The sequence below is a fragment of the Neorhizobium sp. LMR1-1-1.1 genome (genome assembly GCF_040675795.1).
In the GTDB taxonomy this organism is placed as follows: domain Bacteria; phylum Pseudomonadota; class Alphaproteobacteria; order Rhizobiales; family Rhizobiaceae; genus Neorhizobium; species Neorhizobium cellulosilyticum.
In genome coordinates this window covers 877433-895949 of record NZ_JBEGHE010000025.1, presented here as the reverse complement: position 1 = coordinate 895949, position 18517 = coordinate 877433, and the positions used below count along the sequence as shown (strand labels likewise).

Below are 18517 nucleotides of genomic sequence, written 5' to 3'. Positions count from 1 at the left end.
CGATTTAATCCTATCGAAAACTTTCATGGGCGTCCAACGCAGGATGATCTTCCGTTCGTCACCGAACCTGCTTAGAGCACTTCTGGCGAAAATGGATTTCGCCAGAAGTGCTCTAATCATTTGTTTCACGCAATTCCGAACGCAAAACCGGTTCCCACTTTTGCTGGAATTGCTTTAGCTTCGCGCCAACTCATCAAGGAGATATCGATGCTGAAGATCTACGGGGTTTACCGTTCACGCGCGACGCGGCCACTCTGGCTTATCGAGGAAATCGGCCTGCCATTCGAGCTCGTGCCGATCATCCAGGCCTATCGCCTGGCTGACACGTCTGCCCCCGGCTGCCCGGTGCATACCCGCTCGGACGAGTTTCTTGCCGTCAATCCGATGGGATCGATCCCGTCGATGGACGACGACGGTTTCGTGCTGCACGAGTCGCTTGCGATCTCGCTTTATCTCGCCCGCAAATATGGCGGCGAGCTCGGCCCGAAGAATATCGAGGAAGAAGCGCTGATGGTGCAGTGGTCGCTGTTTGCGGCAACCAGCATCGAAACGGATGCGCTGAAGATCCAGTCAACCAAGGGCGACACACCGGAAGGCATCGCAGCGATCGACGATGCAGCCGACTGCCTTGTCCGTCCTCTGGATGCGCTCGAAAAGCATCTCGAGACAACACATTATCTCGTTGGCGATCGGTTTACCGCCGCGGATATCAATGTCATCGAAATCCTGCGTTATGCACGCGGTTATCACCCGCTGTTCGACAACCGTCCATCGCTCAAGGCATGGTATGAGGCCTGCACCCATCGCCCCGGCTATCAGGCGATGTGGGCAAAGCGGAACGCCGAACCGGCAAATCCATAAGACTATTCAGGCTGCAAGGCCTCAAGCTCCTGCGTCAGCCATCGATGAAAGGCCTTGACCTTCGGTGGCTGGCGAATTCCGGCCGGCGTGACGAAATAATGGCCGAAGCCGGTCGCGGCGCGAATGGCAAAGGGCTCAACCAGCTTGCCCTGCGCCAGCGGATAATCGGCAAGCGTCTGCCAGGCGATCATCACGCCCTCGCCTCTTATCGTTGCGTCGAGGCAGAGCGAGGCTTCATTGAAGACGTGACGGACCTGCATCTGCCTCCCCTCGAGGCCCACGCAACGAAGCCAGACATCCCAGGAAAACATCGCATGCCCGTCGATGATCGTGGGCAGTTCGAGAATGTCCTTCGGCTCGCGCAATTTCGCCGCCAGAGCCGGCGCGCAGACGGGAAAAACGAGCTGCGGCAACAGCAGGTCCGCATTCACACCCTGCCATTTTCCTGCCCCGACACGAATGCCGATATCCACGCCATCGGTAATGAAATCCGCCAGAGCGGTGGTCGCATCGATGCGCAGGCGGATCTCGGGATGCAATGCCGTGAACCGGTCGAGCCGGTGTACAAGGAAACGGGCTGCGAAGACCGGCGCCACGGAGATCGTCAGCAGCTTGTCATCCCGCGCTCGTCCGACGGCCACTGCTTCCGAAAGGCTGCGGAACCCGTCCGTCAGTCGCGCCAGCATAGGCCTTGCCGTATCCAGCGGCATCATGCCTTTCGGCAGGCGTTGAAAGACAGGATGACCAAGCTGCGCTTCCGCCTTTATCACCTGCTGGCTGACGGCGCCGAGCGAAACGCCAAGCTCTGCCGCTGCGGCCTGCAGCGAGCCCAAACGCGCGACAGCCTCCAGTGCCCGAAGACCATTCAGATGGACAAGATTCAGATTACTCATATAGAAAACCTATAACGAGTGCCTGATAATGTCGATTGTGGTGACGCCGAACGAGGCACATATTCAACCTGCAAATGAAACCACCATTTGCGAGGTGAATAATGAACCCCCTCAAGATTTTCTTGAACACGATACTACAAACGATGTCGGCCCGCTCGACGGCCGAGGCCTTCCGACAAGACGCTCTCGACCATCCTGACATTCGGGCGATGGATCTGCTGCAGCTCGCAGACCTGCCCATGCCTTATCTTCCGATGCCGGCACCGATGGTAGCCGATGCCGAAGCTCAGCCGGAAAGCATGCCACTCGCGCGCTGCGCATAAAGCGTTCACCGCAATTTGGGATGCAAACCGGTTGCTGCTTCTGCTTCAGGCTGCCTTTTCTTCCGCCAGTGCCTTCTGCACGGCGGGACGCTCCAGCATCATGCGGTAATGCGCGTGTACGCGCGGAAAATCCGCGATCTCCACCCGGTCGCTCTTCAGCCATCCGGACATCAGGAAGAGATAGGGATCGGCGGTCGCATAGTGTTCTCCCAGCACATACGGGCCTTCGAGCATGCCGTCCTCGATAATGCGAAAACACTCGCTCATCACCTGCGGCAGCTTGTTCTTCATGTCCTCGAATGAGGTTTCCTGATCGGCCCAGCGATAACCGCGCCGGCCATGCGCATGCGCAACATGCACGGTGGACGCCATGTAGGCGTTGAAGGCCTGCATCTTGGCAAAGAGGAAGGGATCGGCAAGCGGCGCAAGTCTCGCTTCCGGTGCCGCCTGGGCGATATAGCCGAGAATGGCAACAGTTTCCGTTACCACGCCCTTATCCGTGACAAGCGCCGGGACACGCCCCTTGGGATTGATCGCCAGATAGGCCTCAGACCGCTGCTCGCCCTCGGCGAAGTTCAGCTTCTTCACCTGATAAGGCAGGCCGGATTCGGCGAGTGCGATGTGACTGGCAAGCGCGCAACTGCCGGGCGAAAAATAGAACGTGTTCATCAACATCCTCCTGATCTGCAACAGTCATAACATGACAGGAGACGCAGACCAGTGCAGAGCGATGCCGATACGCTTCTATCAGGCGAACATGGCGTCGGTTACGCGGACATCACCGACAGGCATGCCGTTCCAGTTCTTCATCTGGCGGTTGGCCATGGCCATCAGCTTCGTCTGGGTTTCGCCGCCCTTTTCGAAATAGCGGGAAATCAGCGCAAAGATCATCGCTTCGGCGGCGCGGGTCGTGCCGTCTTCGCATTTGACAGCCATGGCGAGGCCCTGGTCGGGGAGTGCTGCAACAAAAACGCCTTCGGCACCGGTCTTGGCAAAGATCTTGCCCGGCGCCACTTCCATCAGCTTCGTGCAGGCGCGATCAGTGCCGGCGACGTAAAAAGGCTCGGCCATGCAGGCATCGATCAGGCGCCGTGACGCCTTGGCACGCGATGCGGCAAGCCCTTCGCCGGTCAGCATTTTCGCGAAACCATGGGCCAGTCCCTTGAGCGGCACGGCATAGGTCGGGATGGAGCAGCCATCCGTGCCGCAATTGTCGGTGCCTAGCACTGCGCCCGTCAGGCTCTGCATGACTTCGCGGATTTCGCGCTGCAGCGGGTGATCGTAACCGACATAATTTTCGACCGGCGCGCCGGAATGGACACAGGTGCAAACGAAGCCGGAATGCTTGCCCGAGCAGTTGTTATGCAGCGCCGTCGGCTTGTCGATGGTTCGCGCCTGATGGATCAGGGTTGCCTGATCGGAAGACCAGTGCGCGCCGCATTCGAGTGAAGAGACATCGCGCCCGGCCTTCGCCAGCATGGATGCCGCCATTTCGACATGACGATCCTCGCCGGAGTGAGAGGCACAGGCAAAGGCGAGTTCGGCATTGCCGAAGCCATAGGCGTCCGCAGCACCGCTCTCGATCAAGGGCAGCGCCTGCATGGCCTTGCAGGAGGAACGCGGGAAGACGCCGGCCTCGGCATCGCCGAAGGAAAACACGGTCTTTCCGCTTCCATCGACAACCACACCCAATCCTCTGTGACGGCTTTCGACGGAAGAACCGCGGGTCACTTCAACGGTAACGGGATTTTGCATGGTCTGTCCTGATTTTGCTGGCTTCTATGGCAACAAGAGATTGGTGGCAGGCTCTTATATGGCAACAAGAGATTGGTGGCAGGCTCTTATCCTGTTCGCGGAAGACTTGCACGGGAAATGCTTATGAAATCGGTAAAACGTCTGCTGATCATCATCTTCATCGTCTACCTGCTGCCGACCTTCGCGTCTGCGGGGCTTTGGGCAATGAAAGATCACCCATCCGGGTGGAGTGCGGCGCGCTGGACCTCGGCGGGCATCCTGCCCAAGCCCGAGGATAACAAGGATGCGGCGATCTACATCTTTTCCGCCATGACGGGTGGGCTTAAAGGTTCTGTCGCCAGCCACGCCTGGATCGTCACCAAGGAAAAAGGCGCATCGGCCTATACCCGTTACGACAAGGTGGGCTGGGGATCGCCGATCAGGCGCAATCACCGGGCGCCCGACGCCTACTGGTATTCGAACGAACCGCAGCTGGTCGCCACGGTCACGGGATCGAAGGCCGAGTTACTGATCCCGAAGATAGAAGGCGCGATCGCGGCCTATCCTTATGCAGAACCCGGCGGCTACACGATTTGGCCCGGGCCGAATTCCAATACGTTCGTCGCCTATGTGCTGCGCACCGTGCCGGAAATCGGCGCCGTGCTGCCGCCGCATGCGGTGGGGCGCGACTATCTGCCGAATGGTGAATTCGTTCATCTGGACGAAGACCGGCGCGACCTTCATGTAACGCTGCGTGGACTTGCCGGTTTCTCGGTCGGCCAGCGCAGCGGTCTGGAAGTGCATTTTCTCGGACTTGTCGCGGGCTTCGATCTTGCCCGACCCGGCCTCAAGATACCGGCACTCGGGCGGATAGGCATCTGATCCGGCGAGTAATCCCACAAAAGCAAAACGCCCGCGTCATGGCGGGCGTTTTCATCGAAGTATTTGCCTGTTTTTCGATCAGAAACCGTGGGCGGTCCGAGCGAAGCTGCGGATCTCGTATTGGGTGATCCCGAGATCGGCCAGTTCGCGCGTCGTCATCCGCTCCAGTTCGGCAACCGTCCGACGATAGTTGCGCCAATTGGTCAAAGTGCGTTTCACGTTCATGATGGTCCCCCTTTCCTGGGCTTTCGAAACGGCGGCCGGTAGGTGGCGCCCTCTTGTTTCGATGCGTTTGTTATACGCGCGAAGACCGTCTTGAAGTAGCACTCGATTAGCAGCACACCCTTGCCAAATGAGCAGGGATTTTTGTGATCTCGGTCAAAGCAACCGCGCTAAAAATAGGCATTCCTGAAAGAATTAAGCTCAAAAAAATCGCATCAATTTTGCGAAGCCTCGCTGCGGGCATGCCGCGCGCGTATGCCTGCCGCAGAAAAGGAAAAGGGCCGCCGAGGCGACCCTTCCATGAAATCTGGTCCGTTCAACGAACCCGGCCCGTCTCTCGACAGTCCGAAAGAAGATGTGGTTCAGGCCGAGGGCTGCCCCGTCAAGACCGCCACCTTTCCATTGCCCGTTACGCAGACCGAAATCTCATTAGACATTGGATCACCTTCCTTTCACTACGTTGACGATGACTAGAAGGTAGGTGTCATACGCATGTCTTGCAAGGCAAGTTATGTAACGCTGCGCGAATATAAGTGCTTTGCAAAATCACCGATCCCGGCTTAGCATTCGCAAGCCTGAACCGGATTGTGATTCCTTCAAGCCACCTTTCCTTCCCCTATCTTCAGAACAATCTTGCCGATATGGCTGCTCGTTTCCATCAGCATATGGGCTTGCGCAACCTGATCGAAGTCCAGCACCGAATGGATGACCGGGGCGATATCGCCCTGTTCCAGCAGCGGCCAGACTTCGGTGACGAGATCATCGCGAATGGCGCGCTTTTCGTCTGCGGTGCGCGGCCGCATGGTCGAGCCGGTCACCGTCAGGCGCTTGACCATGATGGGTCTCAGATCAATGGCGTCGGTCTTCGCTCCCCCTAAGAAAGCTATGATCGACAGACAGCCATCCTTGGCCAGCACGGAGAGATTCCTCTCGAAGTAAGCCGCCCCGATCATGTCGAGCACGACATCGACGCCCTGCCCTTCAGTCTCTGCCTTGATGACTTCGGCAAAGTCTTCCGACTTGTAGTCGATCGCTCTCGTGGCGCCGAGCTTTTCGCAGGCGTCGCATTTCTCCTTAGATCCGGCCGTTGCATAGACGGTTGCGCCAAAGGTCCTGGCAAGCTGGATTGCGGTCGTGCCGATGCCGCTTGAGCCGCCATGGATCAGCACGCTCTCACCCTCGGTCAGGCCGGCCATCTGGAAGAGATTGGCCCAGACGGTGAAGAAGGTTTCCGGAACGGCAGCCGCCTTGACCGCATCATAGCCTTTCGGCCAAGGCAGAGCCTGGCCGGCCGGCACTGCGCAATATTCTGCATAACCGCCGCCATTCGCCAGTGCGCAGACCTTGTCGCCTACCGAATATTCCGAAACACCTTCTCCGAGAGCCACGACTTCGCCGGCAATCTCCAGCCCAAGGATCGGGCTTGCATCCTTGGGCGCGGGATAATTGCCCTGACGCTGCGCCACATCGGGGCGATTGACGCCCGCTGCCTCGACCTTGACCAGAATTTCGCAGGGACGTGGCTTCGGCAGCGGCCCGCGGGCCACCACCATTACGTCGGGGGAACCGAAGGACGGCAGATCGATGAAACGCATCTCATTGGGAAGCGGCATAAAAGTCTCCTGTCAGCATGAGACCACTGACTTAGGACACGACCTCTGCCTTAGAAAGGGACCGGTGGATGTGGCCGGTCACTTTGTCTCACCAAAGGACGAGAAGACGAGACCGCCTTCGCTCTCCTTGGCAGTTGCCTTGACCGATGCGATCTCGACGCTGATGCGGCCGATATCATCAAGAAGCAGGCCCTTGGGCAGCTCCAGAACGCCGATAGAGCAGCGCAACAGCGGGAAGTCCCGTTCGCGGCCCGAGCGGTCATGACCGCGGATCCTGCCGGAGGCTCGTTCTTCTTCGGAATAAAGCTCTATCACATCGCCGTGAAAATCCGACAGCAGGCGCTCGAGGATTTCGTCCAGCTCCTCGCGTGTCCAATCGCGGATGCCGATGAAGAAGTCGTCGCCGCCAATATGGCCAAGGAAGTCACCCTCCGAGAAGAAGTAACGCTTCATCAGCGCGGCAAACAGCGAGATTGCGTGGTCGCCCTTCTGGAAACCGTAGTGATCGTTGAACGGCTTGAAATTGTCGAAGTCGCAATAGCAGAAAAAGCGGCTTTCCTCGTCGTCGCGGCCAGCTTCCTGCATGAAATCGCGTACCGCGCGGTTACCCGGCAGGCTAGTCAGCGGGTTCTGATCCTGCGCGATCTTCAGCTGCTTCTCGTTCACCACCTTGATGAGAGATGCGGCCGAGACGACGCCGGCATAACGCATGTTTTCGGTGAGGATGACACAGGCACTGTTTTCCATGTTGGCAAAAAGGCTCATCAGTTCTTCCGCCTCGGCATCCAGCCCGATGATCGGGGCGCGCTCGACGAAGTGAGCGATCGAGCGTTCATAGACCTTGTTCTTCAGAAGGTCGCGACCGAATGGCTGATAGATGAATTCCTTCAGGTGGTATTCGTTGATGACGCCACGCGGTTCGCCATTGGCGTTCAGGACCGGAAAGAATGCCTGGCGCGGATTGCGGCGGAACAATTCGAATACAGAATCGATCGCGTCATTCTCGAAAACCGTCGGCAGTTTTTCGATCTGCTTGCGGATGAGGATCTCGTCCAGCGACTGGCTGGAACGGCGCGCACGGCCGATATCGGCAAGATGCGGAAAGGCCGGCTGCAGTTCGGTCAGGAAGGTCGTCGGCTTGGCGATGAAATAGCCCTGAACGAGATCGACACCATATTCGCGGCAGGCCAGAAATTCGGATTCCGTCTCGATGCCCTCGGCAATGACCCGGATACCGAGCGTGTGGGCGATGTTGACGATATTCTTGACCAGATGGCGCTTGCGCGGATTGCGGTCGATATCGGACACGAAATGCCGGTCGATCTTCAGGTAGTCGACGGGGAAGTCACAGAGCAGCTTCATCTCGCCGTGACCGACACCGAAATCGTCGATGGCGAGCTTGAAGCCCGCCTTGCGCATATCGGCCACCAGATCGGCAAATTCCGGTACGCTGGTGTTGTCGAAGCGTTCGGAGAATTCGAAACAGACCGAAGACGGCGCGATCTCGGCCGCCCGCAGATGGTGAAGCACTCTTTCGAGGAATTCATGCCCCTGACGGATCAGCCGGACATCCAGATTGAGAAAAAGCGTGGCTGACGAATAGTCGGGAAGCGTCGCGAATTTGGCGAGCGCGCGGCCGGACATCATCTGCTCAAGCGCCAGAAGCTGGCCTGCCTGCTGGGCCTCGTCGAGCAATTCCGGCGGAGAGGAAAAGCCGATCCGTTCATGGCCACGCAGCAGGGATTCGTAACCGAAGACCGATCCTGTCGCCACTTCGACAATCGGCTGGAAGGCATTTTCGAGAACCAGTTTCCCGAGGGTAACAAGCTGGTCGCCTGCATATCGCCGGACAACACCCGGTTCGAGAACAGCCGCAGACGACATACGCATTACTCCACTGCACGAGCGCTTTTCAAAATGCTCGAAAAAAGGCCTTAAATGACGTTGCGCAGGTTGCGGCGCTACCCGTCAACAATCCGTTGCTCCTCTATGAAAATCGCATGAAGGTTTTGTGACGAGCTTCCGGTATTTGCTTAAAATTCAATGAATTACGAGGGATTATCCGATGTTTGGACAGTGTGCAGCAAGTGCCGGCGCGGAGGTTGACCAGTCTTGGACAACAGGTCCGACTTTAGGGAAATGCCAAGCACTGCCAAGCTGTTAACCGGCCAGCCTGACGCAATGACGGGACCGTCAAATGCCGCGATCACACTGATGGCAAACGCTACCCGCATTTCCGATGACTATCCAAATCTGCTGCGGCACTTGGTAGCGTCAATCGCGCGGATCAGACTGCATGATTAAGTGGCCGGGCGCGTTCAATGCGCTCTACGCATTTGGGATAGCGCGTTTCGCAATCATCGCTTGATCGAAAACAAGATCGAAAATAACTCCTTACATTGCCATTCCTGCCTACAGAGGTCCTGCCGCGATCATGTACCGCCCGAACTTTCTCATCATCATGGTCGACCAGTTGAATGGCACGCTGTTTCCCGACGGACCGGCGGAGTGGCTGCATGCGCCGCACATGAAGGCACTTGCCGCGCGCTCGGCGCGGTTTGCCAACAACTACACGTCCTCGCCGCTCTGTGCCCCTGCCCGCGCATCCTTCATGGCCGGGCAATTGCCGAGCCGGACGCAGGTTTACGACAATGCCGCGGAATATGTATCGTCAATCCCGACCTATGCGCACCATCTGCGCCGCGCCGGTTATTACACGGCACTTTCGGGAAAAATGCATTTCGTCGGGCCGGACCAGTTGCACGGCTTTGAGGAGCGGCTAACGACCGATATCTATCCGGCCGATTTCGGCTGGACGCCGGATTACCGCAAGCCGGGCGAGCGGATCGACTGGTGGTATCACAATATGGGATCGGTGACGGGTGCCGGCGTGGCCGAGATTTCCAACCAGATGGAATATGACGATGAAGTGGCGTTTCTGGCCAACCAGAAGCTCTATCATCTCGCACGCGAAAACGATGATGCGGATCGTCGGACGTGGGCGCTGACGGTCTCGTTTACCCATCCACACGACCCTTACGTGGCGCGAAAAAAGTTCTGGGATCTCTATAACGACTGCGAGTATCTGATGCCGGATGTCGGGATGCTGGAGAGCCAGGATCCGCATTCGCAGCGCATCCTGAAATCATGCGATTATGCGAGCTTCGACATTACCGAGGAAAATGTGCGCCGCTCGCGCCAGGCCTATTTCGCCAATATCTCCTATATCGACGAGAAGGTCGGCGAGCTGATCGATACGCTGACCCGCACCCGGATGCTCGACAATACGGTCATCCTGTTCTGTTCCGACCATGGCGACATGCTGGGCGAGCGCGGATTGTGGTTCAAGATGAACTTCTTCGAAGGCTCCGCGCGTGTGCCGCTGATGGTGGCGGGACCGGGCATTGCCCCTGCCCTGCACAAAGCTCCCGTTTCCAATCTCGACGTGACGCCGACGCTTTGCGAACTTGCCGGGATATCGATCTCCGAGATTGCGCCATGGACGGATGGCGAAAGCCTGAAGCCGGTGATCGATGGCGGCGAACGGACCTCGCCGGTGCTGATGGAATATGCGGCCGAAGCGTCCTACGCGCCGCTCGTCGGAATTCGAGAGGGCAAGTGGAAATATATCCATTGCGAACTCGATCCAGAGCAACTTTTCGATCTCGAAGCCGATCCGAAGGAGCTCACGAACCTTGCGGTCGACCCGGCTCATGCGGAGGTTCTTGAAGGATTTCGCACCAAACGGGATGCCAAATGGGACATGGCGGGCTTCGACGCCGCCGTGCGGGAAAGCCAGGCGCGGCGATGGGTAGTGTATGAAGCACTACGCAACGGCGCCTATTATCCGTGGGATCACCAGCCTTTGCAGAAGGCCTCCGAGCGCTACATGCGCAACCACATGAACCTCGACAATCTGGAAGAGTCCAAGCGTTATCCCCGTGGGGAGTGAGGACGGAGACAAGAGAATGAAAGCACAGCCGAAAGCCAGCCACTTCATCGATGGCGAATATGTGGAAGACACCGATGGCAGCGTCATCGAGAGCCTTTACCCCGCCACCGGCGAGGTGATCGCAAGGCTGCATGCGGCAACGCCGGCGATTGTGGAAAAGGCGATCGCAGCGGCCAAACGCGCCCAGCCGGAATGGGCGGCAATGAGCCCGACGGCGCGCGGCCGCGTCCTGAAACGCGCCGCCGAAATCATGCGCGAGAGGAACCACGAACTTTCCGAACTCGAAACGCTCGATACCGGCAAGCCGATCCAGGAAACGATCGTCGCCGATCCGACTTCGGGTGCCGACAGCTTCGAATTTTTCGGCGGCGTGATCGCTGCGGGCCTGAACGGCCAGTATATCCCGCTCGGCGGCGATTTTGCCTATACGAAGCGGGTACCGCTCGGCGTCTGCGTCGGTATCGGTGCCTGGAATTACCCGCAGCAGATTGCCTGCTGGAAGGGTGCGCCGGCGCTTGCCGCCGGCAATGCCATGGTGTTCAAGCCATCGGAAAACACGCCGCTCGGTGCACTGAAGATTGCCGAGATCCTGATCGAAGCCGGTCTGCCGAAAGGGCTTTACAACGTCATCCAGGGTGACCGGACGACAGGGCCGCTGCTCGTCAACCATCCCGATGTCGCCAAGGTTTCGCTCACCGGTTCGGTGCCGACCGGCCGCAAGGTGGCGTCAGCGGCTGCTGGCAAGCTCAAGCATGTGACGATGGAGCTTGGCGGGAAATCGCCGCTGATCGTGTTCGACGATGCCGATATCGACTCGGCCATCGGTGGGGCGATGCTCGGGAATTTCTATTCGACCGGTCAGGTCTGCTCCAACGGCACCCGCGTTTTCGTGCAGCGCAAGGTGAAGGACCAGTTCCTGTCGCGGCTGAAGAAGCGGACGGAAAAGATCATCATCGGCGAGCCTATGGATGAGGCGACACAGATGGGGCCGCTGATCTCGTTTGACCAGCGCCAGAAGGTCTTGAGCTATATCGACAAGGGCAAAGCGGAGGGGGCGACCGTTCTGACCGGTGGCGGCATTCCGAACGACGTGACCGGTGAAGGTTATTATATCCAGCCGACCGTATTTGCCGATGTGACCGACGAGATGACCATTGCGCGGGAAGAGATTTTCGGCCCGGTGATGTGTGTGCTGGATTTCGACGACGAGGACGAGGTGATCGCGCGGGCGAACGCCACCGAATTCGGCCTGTCGGCGGGGGTATTCACCGCCGACCTTTCGCGCGGGCACCGGGTGGTGGACCAACTTGAGGCCGGGACGTTGTGGATCAACACCTACAATCTCTGCCCGGTGGAAATTCCTTTCGGTGGATCGAAACAGTCCGGTTTCGGACGGGAAAACTCGCTTGCGGCGCTGGAGCATTATTCCGAGCTGAAGACGGTTTATGTGGGAATGGGCAAGGTCGAGGCGCCGTATTGAGGGTGAAGCCGTTAGTCGAAATGGGCGTCGCGTGCGCGCTTTATCTGTCTCCAACGCTCGAAGATGAAGAAAGTGCAAGCGGCGAAAGCAGCAACGCAAATGATCAGATTTATCCCGAAGCGCAAATGCACCAAAGTCCCGACAAACATGCCGATGCCTACGAAAAACATGCGCGCGTGATGCACCATGCAACGAGCGAACGGTTGCCGGTTTTCCCGGCGATCTCGATAAGTGTTGGAAATATCTTTGCTGAGGCGTGTTCGGTTGCGCTCCTCTTCGAGCCTTTCACTCTGGCCACGCGCAAGCTTCGCCAGGAGCTTCTTGGTAAAGTGCTTATTTTCCATCGGTCACGCGCCGCCTAAACGATATCGCTACCAAAGAAATAAGACATCGGAACTCAACTGAGAACTGCATCCAGCTAAAATTCACCGAGATACCTAATAGATCGGATCAGAGACACTCATGCAGGCAGATTTCGTCATCATCGGTTCCGGCTCGGCAGGATCTGCCATGGCTTACCGCCTCTCGGAGGATGGCAGGCATTCGGTGATCGTCATCGAGGCGGGTGGGTCGGACTATGGCCCGTTCATCCAGATGCCGGCAGCGCTGGCATGGCCGATGAGCATGAAGCGGTACAATTGGGGTTATCTCTCCGAACCCGAACCCAATCTCAACAACCGCCGCATCACCGCGCCGCGCGGCAAGGTTCTGGGAGGTTCATCCTCGATCAACGGGCTGGTTTACGTGCGCGGCCATGCGGAGGATTACAACCGTTGGGAGGAGCTTGGCGCGCGAGGCTGGTCCTATGCCGACGTGCTGCCCTATTTCAAGAGGATGGAGCACAGCCATGGCGGCGAGGAAGGCTGGCGTGGTACCGACGGGCCTTTGCATGTGCAGCGCGGGCCAGTGAATAACCCGCTCTTTCATGCCTTCATCCGGGCGGGTGCCGAGGCAGGCTTCGAAACGACCGAGGATTATAACGGCTCGAAACAGGAGGGTTTCGGGCTGATGGAACAGACGATCCATCAGGGCCGCCGCTGGTCTGCCGCCAATGCCTATCTGCGGCCAGCGATGAAGCGGAAGAATGTCGAGATCGTCTATGGTCTGGCGCAGAAGATCGTCATCGAGAATGGACGGGCGACCGGTGTCGAGGTGTTGCGGCGCGGCGTGCCGGAGATCGTTAAAGCCAATCGCGAGGTGATCGTGGCAGCCTCGTCCTTCAACTCGCCCAAGCTTCTGATGCTGTCAGGCATCGGGCCTGCGGCGCACTTGAAGGACATGGGGATCGAGGTGAAGGCTGATCGGCCAGGCGTCGGCGCCAATCTTCAGGACCATATGGAATTCTATTTCCAGCAGGTCTCGACCAAGCCGGTTTCGCTCTACTCCTGGCTGCCGTGGTTCTGGCAGGGGGTGGCGGGGGCGCAATGGGTGCTGTCCAAGGGCGGCCTTGGCGCCTCCAACCAGTTCGAAGCCTGCGCCTTCCTGCGCTCGCAGGCCGGCTTGAAGCAGCCGGATATCCAGTATCATTTCCTGCCGGTGGCGATTTCCTACGACGGGAAAGCTGCCGCCAAGAGCCACGGCTTTCAGGCACATGTCGGCTACAATCTTTCCAAATCGCGGGGCAACGTAACCCTTCGTTCGGCGGATCCGAAGGATGATCCGGTCATTCGCTTCAACTACATGAGCCATGAGGAAGACTGGATCAAATTCCGCCATTGCGTGCGGCTGACGCGTGAAATTTTCAACCAGAAAGCATTCGACGACTATCGCGGACCGGAAATCCAGCCCGGTGAAAACCTGCTGTCGGATGACGAGATCGACGCTTTCCTGCGCGAGCATCTGGAAAGCGCCTACCATCCCTGCGGCACCTGCCGGATGGGAAGCGCTGACGACCGACAAGCTGTCGTCGATGCGGAATGTCGCGTCATCGGAGTGGAAGGTTTGAGGGTCGCGGACAGTTCGATCTTCCCGCACATCACATATGGCAATCTCAACGGGCCTTCGATCATGACCGGCGAGAAGGCGGCAGATCATATCCTCGGAAAAGTTCCCCTGCCCCGGAGCAATCAAGAGCCCTGGGTCAATCCGCGGGCAGCACTCAGCGACCGCTGATGCAACCCTCCTCACCCTTTGGTTGCGCAGGAAATTGTTGCAATCTTAAATAGCGATAATATTCTCGCCTCAGTCAAAAGTTGGGGGCGAATCATGATGAGCAGGATTCTGGCGTTGGCGCCGGAAGAGTTTGTGCGTGCGCTTGCAAAGCAGTCGTCCGTCTGGCGCGGAAGCGGCGGTTTTGCAGGAAAACGCCACCGGCGAGATCTGAGAAGGCGCTGGATCCGCCTTTACAAGAACAAGCGCGGCATCCAGTCGCTTGCCCGGTACAGCCGCCCGGAGATCGGCGGGCTTGCGGCTGATATCGAGGTTTCGCCCAAATCGTCCGTAATCATTCTCCTTCCGGACAATCGCTATCTGGACGAACAGAGCGACAAGGCCGGTCCGGGTTCCGAGAACAAAATCATCTTTCCGCAAACGAGCCAGACGGATTCCCGCAAACAATTGAGGCGGCTGATGCATGTGGCGATGACGTCCCGATCGCAAACGACATTGGATCTCATCAACGCCTCCAACACCTATCGGCAGGCTTTGCCAGCGGTTGCGCGGGTGAGCCGCGGCGAGCGACTGTTTCTGCGCGGGGTCTATCTCGAAGCGCTGGGAGCGGTGATCCTGCCTCGACTGGAACAGCCGATGATCGATATCCTCGAAGAACAGGGCGTCGAGGTCGTTCCGAACTCGGAAATCCTGGTGCGTCCGCCGGAGATCCGGGAGTTGCAAACTTCACCCGACTTCTGGCACCGTCGCATTCTTCCCAATCGAGGCGAGCTTCCCCAGGCATACCGGGGCAACGGCATCTCCATCGGCCTTCTGGACACAGGCATCGATGTCGATCATCCTGAATTTTCACACAGGAAAGGCGAACATATCGTCTACCGGCAGTTCGACCTCAACGGCGTCGAAGTGCCGGGCGCAAGTCCGCGGGATTTCGGCAGCCACGGAACACACGTGGCAGGCATATGCGCCGGCCAGAACGCCGGCATATCACCGCAGGTCCATCTCTCGGTTGCGGCCGTGCTGACGGAGCAGTCGGAGAACGGGGGATTGCGAGGCTACTTTGCGCAGTTGCTTGGCGGCCTGAACTGGCTCGTCAACGAAGCCGGCCCTCAAGGCGACGGCGTCCAGATCGTCAACGCATCGCTCGGCACACGAAACCTGACCCGAGAGGATATCAGCAGCCTTTACAAGGCGATCGGCAACGCTGCCGACCAGGGTGCGGTGGTCGTGGCGGCAATCGGCAACAACGGCAACCTGGGTATGGGCAACCATTGCTTTCCCGCCAAGCTTGAGCATGTCGTCGCCGTCGGGGCGATCGACAGGGACGACCGCGTCCCGGCCTTCAGCGACTGGGGTTATTCCTACGGCGATACAGCGCGGCAAGCCCCGAGCAAACCGAATATCGTAGGACCGGGCGTGGATATACACAGTGCTCTCGCCGGCGGCGGCTACGCCTCCATGAACGGCAGCTCGCTCTCGGCGCCATGTATTTCATCAGCTCTGGCGCTCATTCTTGAGAAGTATCCGGAACTCACCGGCCAGCCTCGACGTTTGACGGAAACGCTGATGGAGTTTACTAGATGTAATCAAAATTGGGCCAATATTGCCCCAAGAGTGGGGCGTGGCTGCATTGACCTGGAAGGCCTGCTGCCATGACGCCGGCTCTTCCATCGAAAGGACTGACCATGCTGAATGCCAGAGTCAGGAATATCGTTTCGAGCTCGTCGCCGCAGGACTCGATCGTTTTCATCGTCGAAGTGAATGCCGATCAGGAAATGTCTCAGGCTCGAGAGATATCGGATATCATGGCCCGCAAGGCGGCCTTGCGGGACGTTTCATTGCGCGCCAAGGCACCGGTCATCGATGCCTTGAATGCCTATGAGCCGCTCGGACTGAAGGTCGTCAACCCCATGAACGGTTCGCTGCAATTGATCGCCCAGGGACCGGCAGCCGCCTGGGAACAGGCGATCGGCGAACATTCGGACCTGTTCGACGGACAGCAGGTCGATCTCCTGCCCAATGAAGCAAGCTTCGCGGCGATCTAAAGCACGCCACGATCTTTCCGTTGCGCTTGCCGTGGCAACAACCGAATTTCACTGTCACATCACTGACAGAAGCTGGCTCAGTCGATCAACGATGAGTTGATTGAGTGCGCGGTAATCGCCGTCGAAATGATGACCTCCCTTGCGCGGCTGTATGTCGACACCCGGGATTTCACCCAAATCCGGGCAGGCCGTATCTTCTTCCTCAAGCCCATAGACGCACTGGATCTTAAGAGGCTCGATCGCTCTTAAGTCATCCACCGGGTCACCATGCTTGCCGGCACCGGCATAACCGAGCCATCCGGTGACGGCGATTTCGAAATCGGCCTGATGCGACAGTGCCAGCAGCGACATGAGACGAACCGCATCCTGGTCATCTTTCGGCAACAGCCGGTAAGTGGCGGGCAGAATGTTGGCGCCGAAGGAATAGCCGATCAGAACGACATTCTCGACATTCCAGCGCTGGCGGTAGGTGGCGATGATGCGGGAAAGGTCGGCTGCCGTCTGTGCCGGCGTCTTTTCGTTCCAGAAATAGCGCAGGGCATCGACGCCGACGACCGGGATTCCCTCGTCCTTCAGATATGCCGCGAGTTTCTGGTCGATATCACGCCAGCCGCCGTCACCGGAATAGATGATCGCCATCGTATTGCGGCGCGGCGCGGCCTCGATCGGCACAATCGGAAGGTCCAGCGGAGAACCGGTGGCCTCAGCGGCTGTCATCACGCTGCGTGAAACTGCAAGCAAAGCTTCCTCGGAAGCCTCGTCATCCGCAGTCACCTCGATGTCGGGGTGGGTGCGTTTCAGATCTTCGACATGCTCGCGCCCCGCCTTTGCGGCTTCGGGCGTGAATACGACGTCGATATTGTTCGGCAGCTCGCCTTCGGTCAGGCCATAGCGCATACCGCCATCGACCTGATTTTTCGGCGCCGGCGTGCAGAGTATTTTCGACAGGGCGATCGACGGATCCGGGTCGACCGCCAGCGTCGCGCCGATGGTGGAGAACGGTGTCTGGGCGGCAATCGCCAGAGCCAGCGATCCGCCGGCGCCGATGCCTGCCACCAGCGGAGCGCGATAGGTCGTCATGTCCCGATCGCGATGGATCTGGCGGCTCAGTTCCTCGATATCGGAGACGAGATAGAGGCAGTCCCGCTTCTCTTCGCCAAGCCCGGCATAATAGTCGGGCAGATCGACGCCGACGACTACAGCACCATCGGCTGTCAGCGCATCCGACATGCGGTCTTCTTCGCGGCCCCAGCCATCGGCGTCCGACAGAAGCACGACGATGCCTTTTTCCTGCACCTGCGGATCGCTGATGCGGGAGGTCGGCAGGCTGACGATTTCATTCTGAGCGAACTGCATGTGATAGAGTTCAACGGCACCGGCAACCAGCGTGAGCGCTGCAACGATAACCGGCAAAGCCCTCATCTGCGCAAGATCCCGCGCAACCCGCCGCCGATCAGCATCGTTACATCGAAGATGGAAGCGAGCGGAAGACCGCGGCCCGAAACGACGAGATAACGCGGCTGCCAGATCGGATCGAACTTCGACTTGAAAGCCTGCACGCCGCGGAAATTATAGAAACGCTCGCCGAATTCGAAGATCTCCCGGCCGAGCCGGTTCCACAGCGGCGCATAGTGATGATCGGCAAGGCCCGCGAGAGGCGCCATGCCGAGATTGAGCGTGCGGAAACCCCGCGCCTTCATATGCTCCATAATGCGTACGAAGAGCAGATCCATCATTCCGCGATGCGTCTCGGGAATGTGGCGCATGAGGTCGATGAAGGCATCGCCATGCTGCCCGGCTTCGAGAATGTTTGCAAAAGCGACGATGCGCCCTTCCAAGCGGATGATCGCCACCGGGCATGCCTTGACATAGGCTAGATCGAATGTGCCGAGCGAAAAACCCTTCTCCGAGGCATTGTGCGAGGCAAGCCAGGCACGCGAGACCGAGAGCAGCTCGTCTATGACCTCGGGCACCTCATCGGGTGAAAGCATGGAGAATTCCAGCCCGTCGCGTTCGGCGCGATTGATCGAGCGGCGCAGTTTCAGCCAGGCACCGCCCTTGAGGTCGAAACGGGTCAGGTCTACCACTGCCTGCTCGCCGAGCTTGTATGGACGCAGGCCGCAGTCGAAGGCGTGCGGCAGGAAAGCTTTCGAAACCTGATAGAAGACCGGCCGGCTGCCTAGATGACGCGCCGTCGCCATGAACTTTTCAAGCAGGTTTGGCCACAGTTCCTGCGGGCCGACGGGATCGAACAGCGCGACCAGCGAGTGGCCGTGCCGGGCATACATGACAAACGCCTGCTCGCAATCGGAAAACAGGATCTGTTTGTCTCCAAGCCGGACAAGCCCAGCGCTGGCATTCGGCTGGTTTGCAAGGATGGCCAGCGCCTTCGCCATATCTTCC

Annotated in this window: 17 protein-coding genes; 9 read left to right on the top strand and 8 right to left on the bottom strand. The window is 58.6% G+C overall.

Translation table 11 applies throughout. The annotated features are described in order from the left end of the window. Positions 1-207 precede the first annotated feature (207 nt). A complete protein-coding gene (locus MRBLMR1_RS17390; protein ID WP_148144008.1) occupies positions 208-861 on the top strand; it encodes a glutathione S-transferase family protein in 654 nt (217 codons plus the stop codon). Between the two features lie 2 nt (positions 862-863). Here MRBLMR1_RS17390 and MRBLMR1_RS17385 read toward each other — a convergent pair whose 3' ends face one another. Then, positions 864-1754: a LysR substrate-binding domain-containing protein gene (locus tag MRBLMR1_RS17385; protein ID WP_148144009.1), complete on the bottom strand. Its 891-nt coding sequence runs from the start codon at positions 1752-1754 to the stop codon at positions 864-866. 101 nt (positions 1755-1855) lie between these two features. On the opposite strand from MRBLMR1_RS17385, the gene MRBLMR1_RS17380 reads away from it, so the two are divergent. After that, positions 1856-2077 carry a hypothetical protein gene (locus MRBLMR1_RS17380; protein ID WP_148144010.1) on the top strand — a complete coding sequence of 74 codons (222 nt, stop codon included), beginning with the start codon at positions 1856-1858 and terminating at the stop codon, positions 2075-2077. 45 nt (positions 2078-2122) lie between these two features. Here the strand turns inward: MRBLMR1_RS17380 and MRBLMR1_RS17375 are convergent, their stop codons facing one another. Further along, positions 2123-2746: a glutathione S-transferase family protein gene (locus MRBLMR1_RS17375; RefSeq protein ID WP_148144011.1), complete on the bottom strand. Its 624-nt coding sequence runs from the start codon at positions 2744-2746 to the stop codon at positions 2123-2125. Positions 2747-2824: 78 nt separating this feature from the next. Further along, complete coding sequence (locus tag MRBLMR1_RS17370; RefSeq protein WP_183684985.1) at positions 2825-3832, bottom strand: asparaginase; 1008 nt, start codon at positions 3830-3832, stop codon at positions 2825-2827. A gap of 123 nt (positions 3833-3955) precedes the next feature. Here MRBLMR1_RS17370 and MRBLMR1_RS17365 point away from each other — a divergent pair, with 123 nt between their 5' ends. Next, complete coding sequence (locus MRBLMR1_RS17365; protein ID WP_148144013.1) at positions 3956-4693, top strand: DUF3750 domain-containing protein; 738 nt, start codon at positions 3956-3958, stop codon at positions 4691-4693. Between the two features lie 78 nt (positions 4694-4771). Here MRBLMR1_RS17365 and MRBLMR1_RS17360 read toward each other — a convergent pair whose 3' ends face one another. The 3 genes from MRBLMR1_RS17360 to MRBLMR1_RS17350 all read right to left on the bottom strand — a co-directional run bounded on the left by MRBLMR1_RS17360 (position 4772) and on the right by MRBLMR1_RS17350 (position 8412). Then, on the bottom strand, positions 4772-4918 hold the full coding sequence (locus tag MRBLMR1_RS17360; RefSeq protein WP_148144014.1) for a DUF1127 domain-containing protein: 147 nt from the start codon (positions 4916-4918) through the stop codon (positions 4772-4774). Positions 4919-5511: 593 nt separating this feature from the next. Continuing rightward, entirely contained in the window at positions 5512-6528 is a 1017-nt protein-coding gene (locus MRBLMR1_RS17355; RefSeq protein WP_148144015.1) for an NAD(P)H-quinone oxidoreductase, read from the bottom strand. Positions 6529-6606: 78 nt separating this feature from the next. Further along, on the bottom strand, positions 6607-8412 hold the full coding sequence (locus MRBLMR1_RS17350) for a GGDEF domain-containing protein (RefSeq protein WP_148144016.1): 1806 nt from the start codon (positions 8410-8412) through the stop codon (positions 6607-6609). A gap of 550 nt (positions 8413-8962) precedes the next feature. Between MRBLMR1_RS17350 and betC the strand changes: the two genes are divergently transcribed. The 6 genes from betC to MRBLMR1_RS17320 all read left to right on the top strand — a co-directional run bounded on the left by betC (position 8963) and on the right by MRBLMR1_RS17320 (position 16114). After that, complete coding sequence (gene betC / locus MRBLMR1_RS17345; RefSeq protein WP_500065390.1) at positions 8963-10480, top strand: choline-sulfatase; 1518 nt, start codon at positions 8963-8965, stop codon at positions 10478-10480. A gap of 16 nt (positions 10481-10496) precedes the next feature. Continuing rightward, on the top strand, positions 10497-11960 hold the full coding sequence (gene betB / locus MRBLMR1_RS17340; RefSeq protein ID WP_148144018.1) for a betaine-aldehyde dehydrogenase: 1464 nt from the start codon (positions 10497-10499) through the stop codon (positions 11958-11960). Positions 11961-11962: 2 nt separating this feature from the next. After that, positions 11963-12322, top strand: coding sequence for a hypothetical protein (locus MRBLMR1_RS17335; protein ID WP_148144019.1), 360 nt, complete (start codon positions 11963-11965; stop codon positions 12320-12322). Between the two features lie 100 nt (positions 12323-12422). Continuing rightward, positions 12423-14072: a choline dehydrogenase gene (betA, locus tag MRBLMR1_RS17330; protein ID WP_148144020.1), complete on the top strand. Its 1650-nt coding sequence runs from the start codon at positions 12423-12425 to the stop codon at positions 14070-14072. Positions 14073-14168: 96 nt separating this feature from the next. Then, positions 14169-15725 (top strand): S8 family peptidase, encoded by a 1557-nt coding sequence (locus tag MRBLMR1_RS17325; RefSeq protein ID WP_500065386.1) that lies wholly within the window; start codon positions 14169-14171, stop codon positions 15723-15725. Positions 15726-15754: 29 nt separating this feature from the next. Next, positions 15755-16114: a hypothetical protein gene (locus tag MRBLMR1_RS17320; RefSeq protein WP_148144022.1), complete on the top strand. Its 360-nt coding sequence runs from the start codon at positions 15755-15757 to the stop codon at positions 16112-16114. 54 nt (positions 16115-16168) lie between these two features. Here MRBLMR1_RS17320 and MRBLMR1_RS17315 read toward each other — a convergent pair whose 3' ends face one another. Together MRBLMR1_RS17315 and MRBLMR1_RS17310 are read right to left on the bottom strand one after the other, a co-directional pair. Next, a complete protein-coding gene (locus MRBLMR1_RS17315) occupies positions 16169-17536 on the bottom strand; it encodes an AcvB/VirJ family lysyl-phosphatidylglycerol hydrolase (protein ID WP_148144023.1) in 1368 nt (455 codons plus the stop codon). After that, the gene (locus MRBLMR1_RS17310) at positions 17533-18510 is read right to left on the bottom strand and encodes a GNAT family N-acetyltransferase (RefSeq protein WP_500065383.1); all 978 of its coding nucleotides are present in this window, start codon (positions 18508-18510) and stop codon (positions 17533-17535) included. Before MRBLMR1_RS17310 ends, MRBLMR1_RS17315 begins: the two co-directional genes overlap by 4 nt. Positions 18511-18517: the final 7 nt, after the last annotated feature.

Bases quoted from the DNA above. Each gene is read 5' to 3' on its own strand.
- MRBLMR1_RS17390 (WP_148144008.1), top strand. From the start codon at position 208: ATGCTGAAGATCTACGGGGTTTACCGTTCACGCGCGACGCGGCCACTC.
- MRBLMR1_RS17385 (WP_148144009.1), bottom strand. From the start codon at position 1,754: ATGAGTAATCTGAATCTTGTCCATCTGAATGGTCTTCGGGCACTGGAG.
- MRBLMR1_RS17380 (WP_148144010.1), top strand. From the start codon at position 1,856: ATGAACCCCCTCAAGATTTTCTTGAACACGATACTACAAACGATGTCG.
- MRBLMR1_RS17375 (WP_148144011.1), bottom strand. From the start codon at position 2,746: ATGAACACGTTCTATTTTTCGCCCGGCAGTTGCGCGCTTGCCAGTCAC.
- MRBLMR1_RS17370 (WP_183684985.1), bottom strand. From the start codon at position 3,832: ATGCAAAATCCCGTTACCGTTGAAGTGACCCGCGGTTCTTCCGTCGAA.
- MRBLMR1_RS17365 (WP_148144013.1), top strand. From the start codon at position 3,956: ATGAAATCGGTAAAACGTCTGCTGATCATCATCTTCATCGTCTACCTG.
- MRBLMR1_RS17360 (WP_148144014.1), bottom strand. From the start codon at position 4,918: ATGAACGTGAAACGCACTTTGACCAATTGGCGCAACTATCGTCGGACG.
- MRBLMR1_RS17355 (WP_148144015.1), bottom strand. From the start codon at position 6,528: ATGCCGCTTCCCAATGAGATGCGTTTCATCGATCTGCCGTCCTTCGGT.
- MRBLMR1_RS17350 (WP_148144016.1), bottom strand. From the start codon at position 8,412: ATGTCGTCTGCGGCTGTTCTCGAACCGGGTGTTGTCCGGCGATATGCA.
- betC (WP_500065390.1), top strand. From the start codon at position 8,963: ATGTACCGCCCGAACTTTCTCATCATCATGGTCGACCAGTTGAATGGC.
- betB (WP_148144018.1), top strand. From the start codon at position 10,497: ATGAAAGCACAGCCGAAAGCCAGCCACTTCATCGATGGCGAATATGTG.
- betA (WP_148144020.1), top strand. From the start codon at position 12,423: ATGCAGGCAGATTTCGTCATCATCGGTTCCGGCTCGGCAGGATCTGCC.
- MRBLMR1_RS17325 (WP_500065386.1), top strand. From the start codon at position 14,169: ATGAGCAGGATTCTGGCGTTGGCGCCGGAAGAGTTTGTGCGTGCGCTT.
- MRBLMR1_RS17320 (WP_148144022.1), top strand. From the start codon at position 15,755: ATGCTGAATGCCAGAGTCAGGAATATCGTTTCGAGCTCGTCGCCGCAG.
- MRBLMR1_RS17315 (WP_148144023.1), bottom strand. From the start codon at position 17,536: ATGAGGGCTTTGCCGGTTATCGTTGCAGCGCTCACGCTGGTTGCCGGT.
- MRBLMR1_RS17310 (WP_500065383.1), bottom strand. From the start codon at position 18,510: ATGGCGAAGGCGCTGGCCATCCTTGCAAACCAGCCGAATGCCAGCGCT.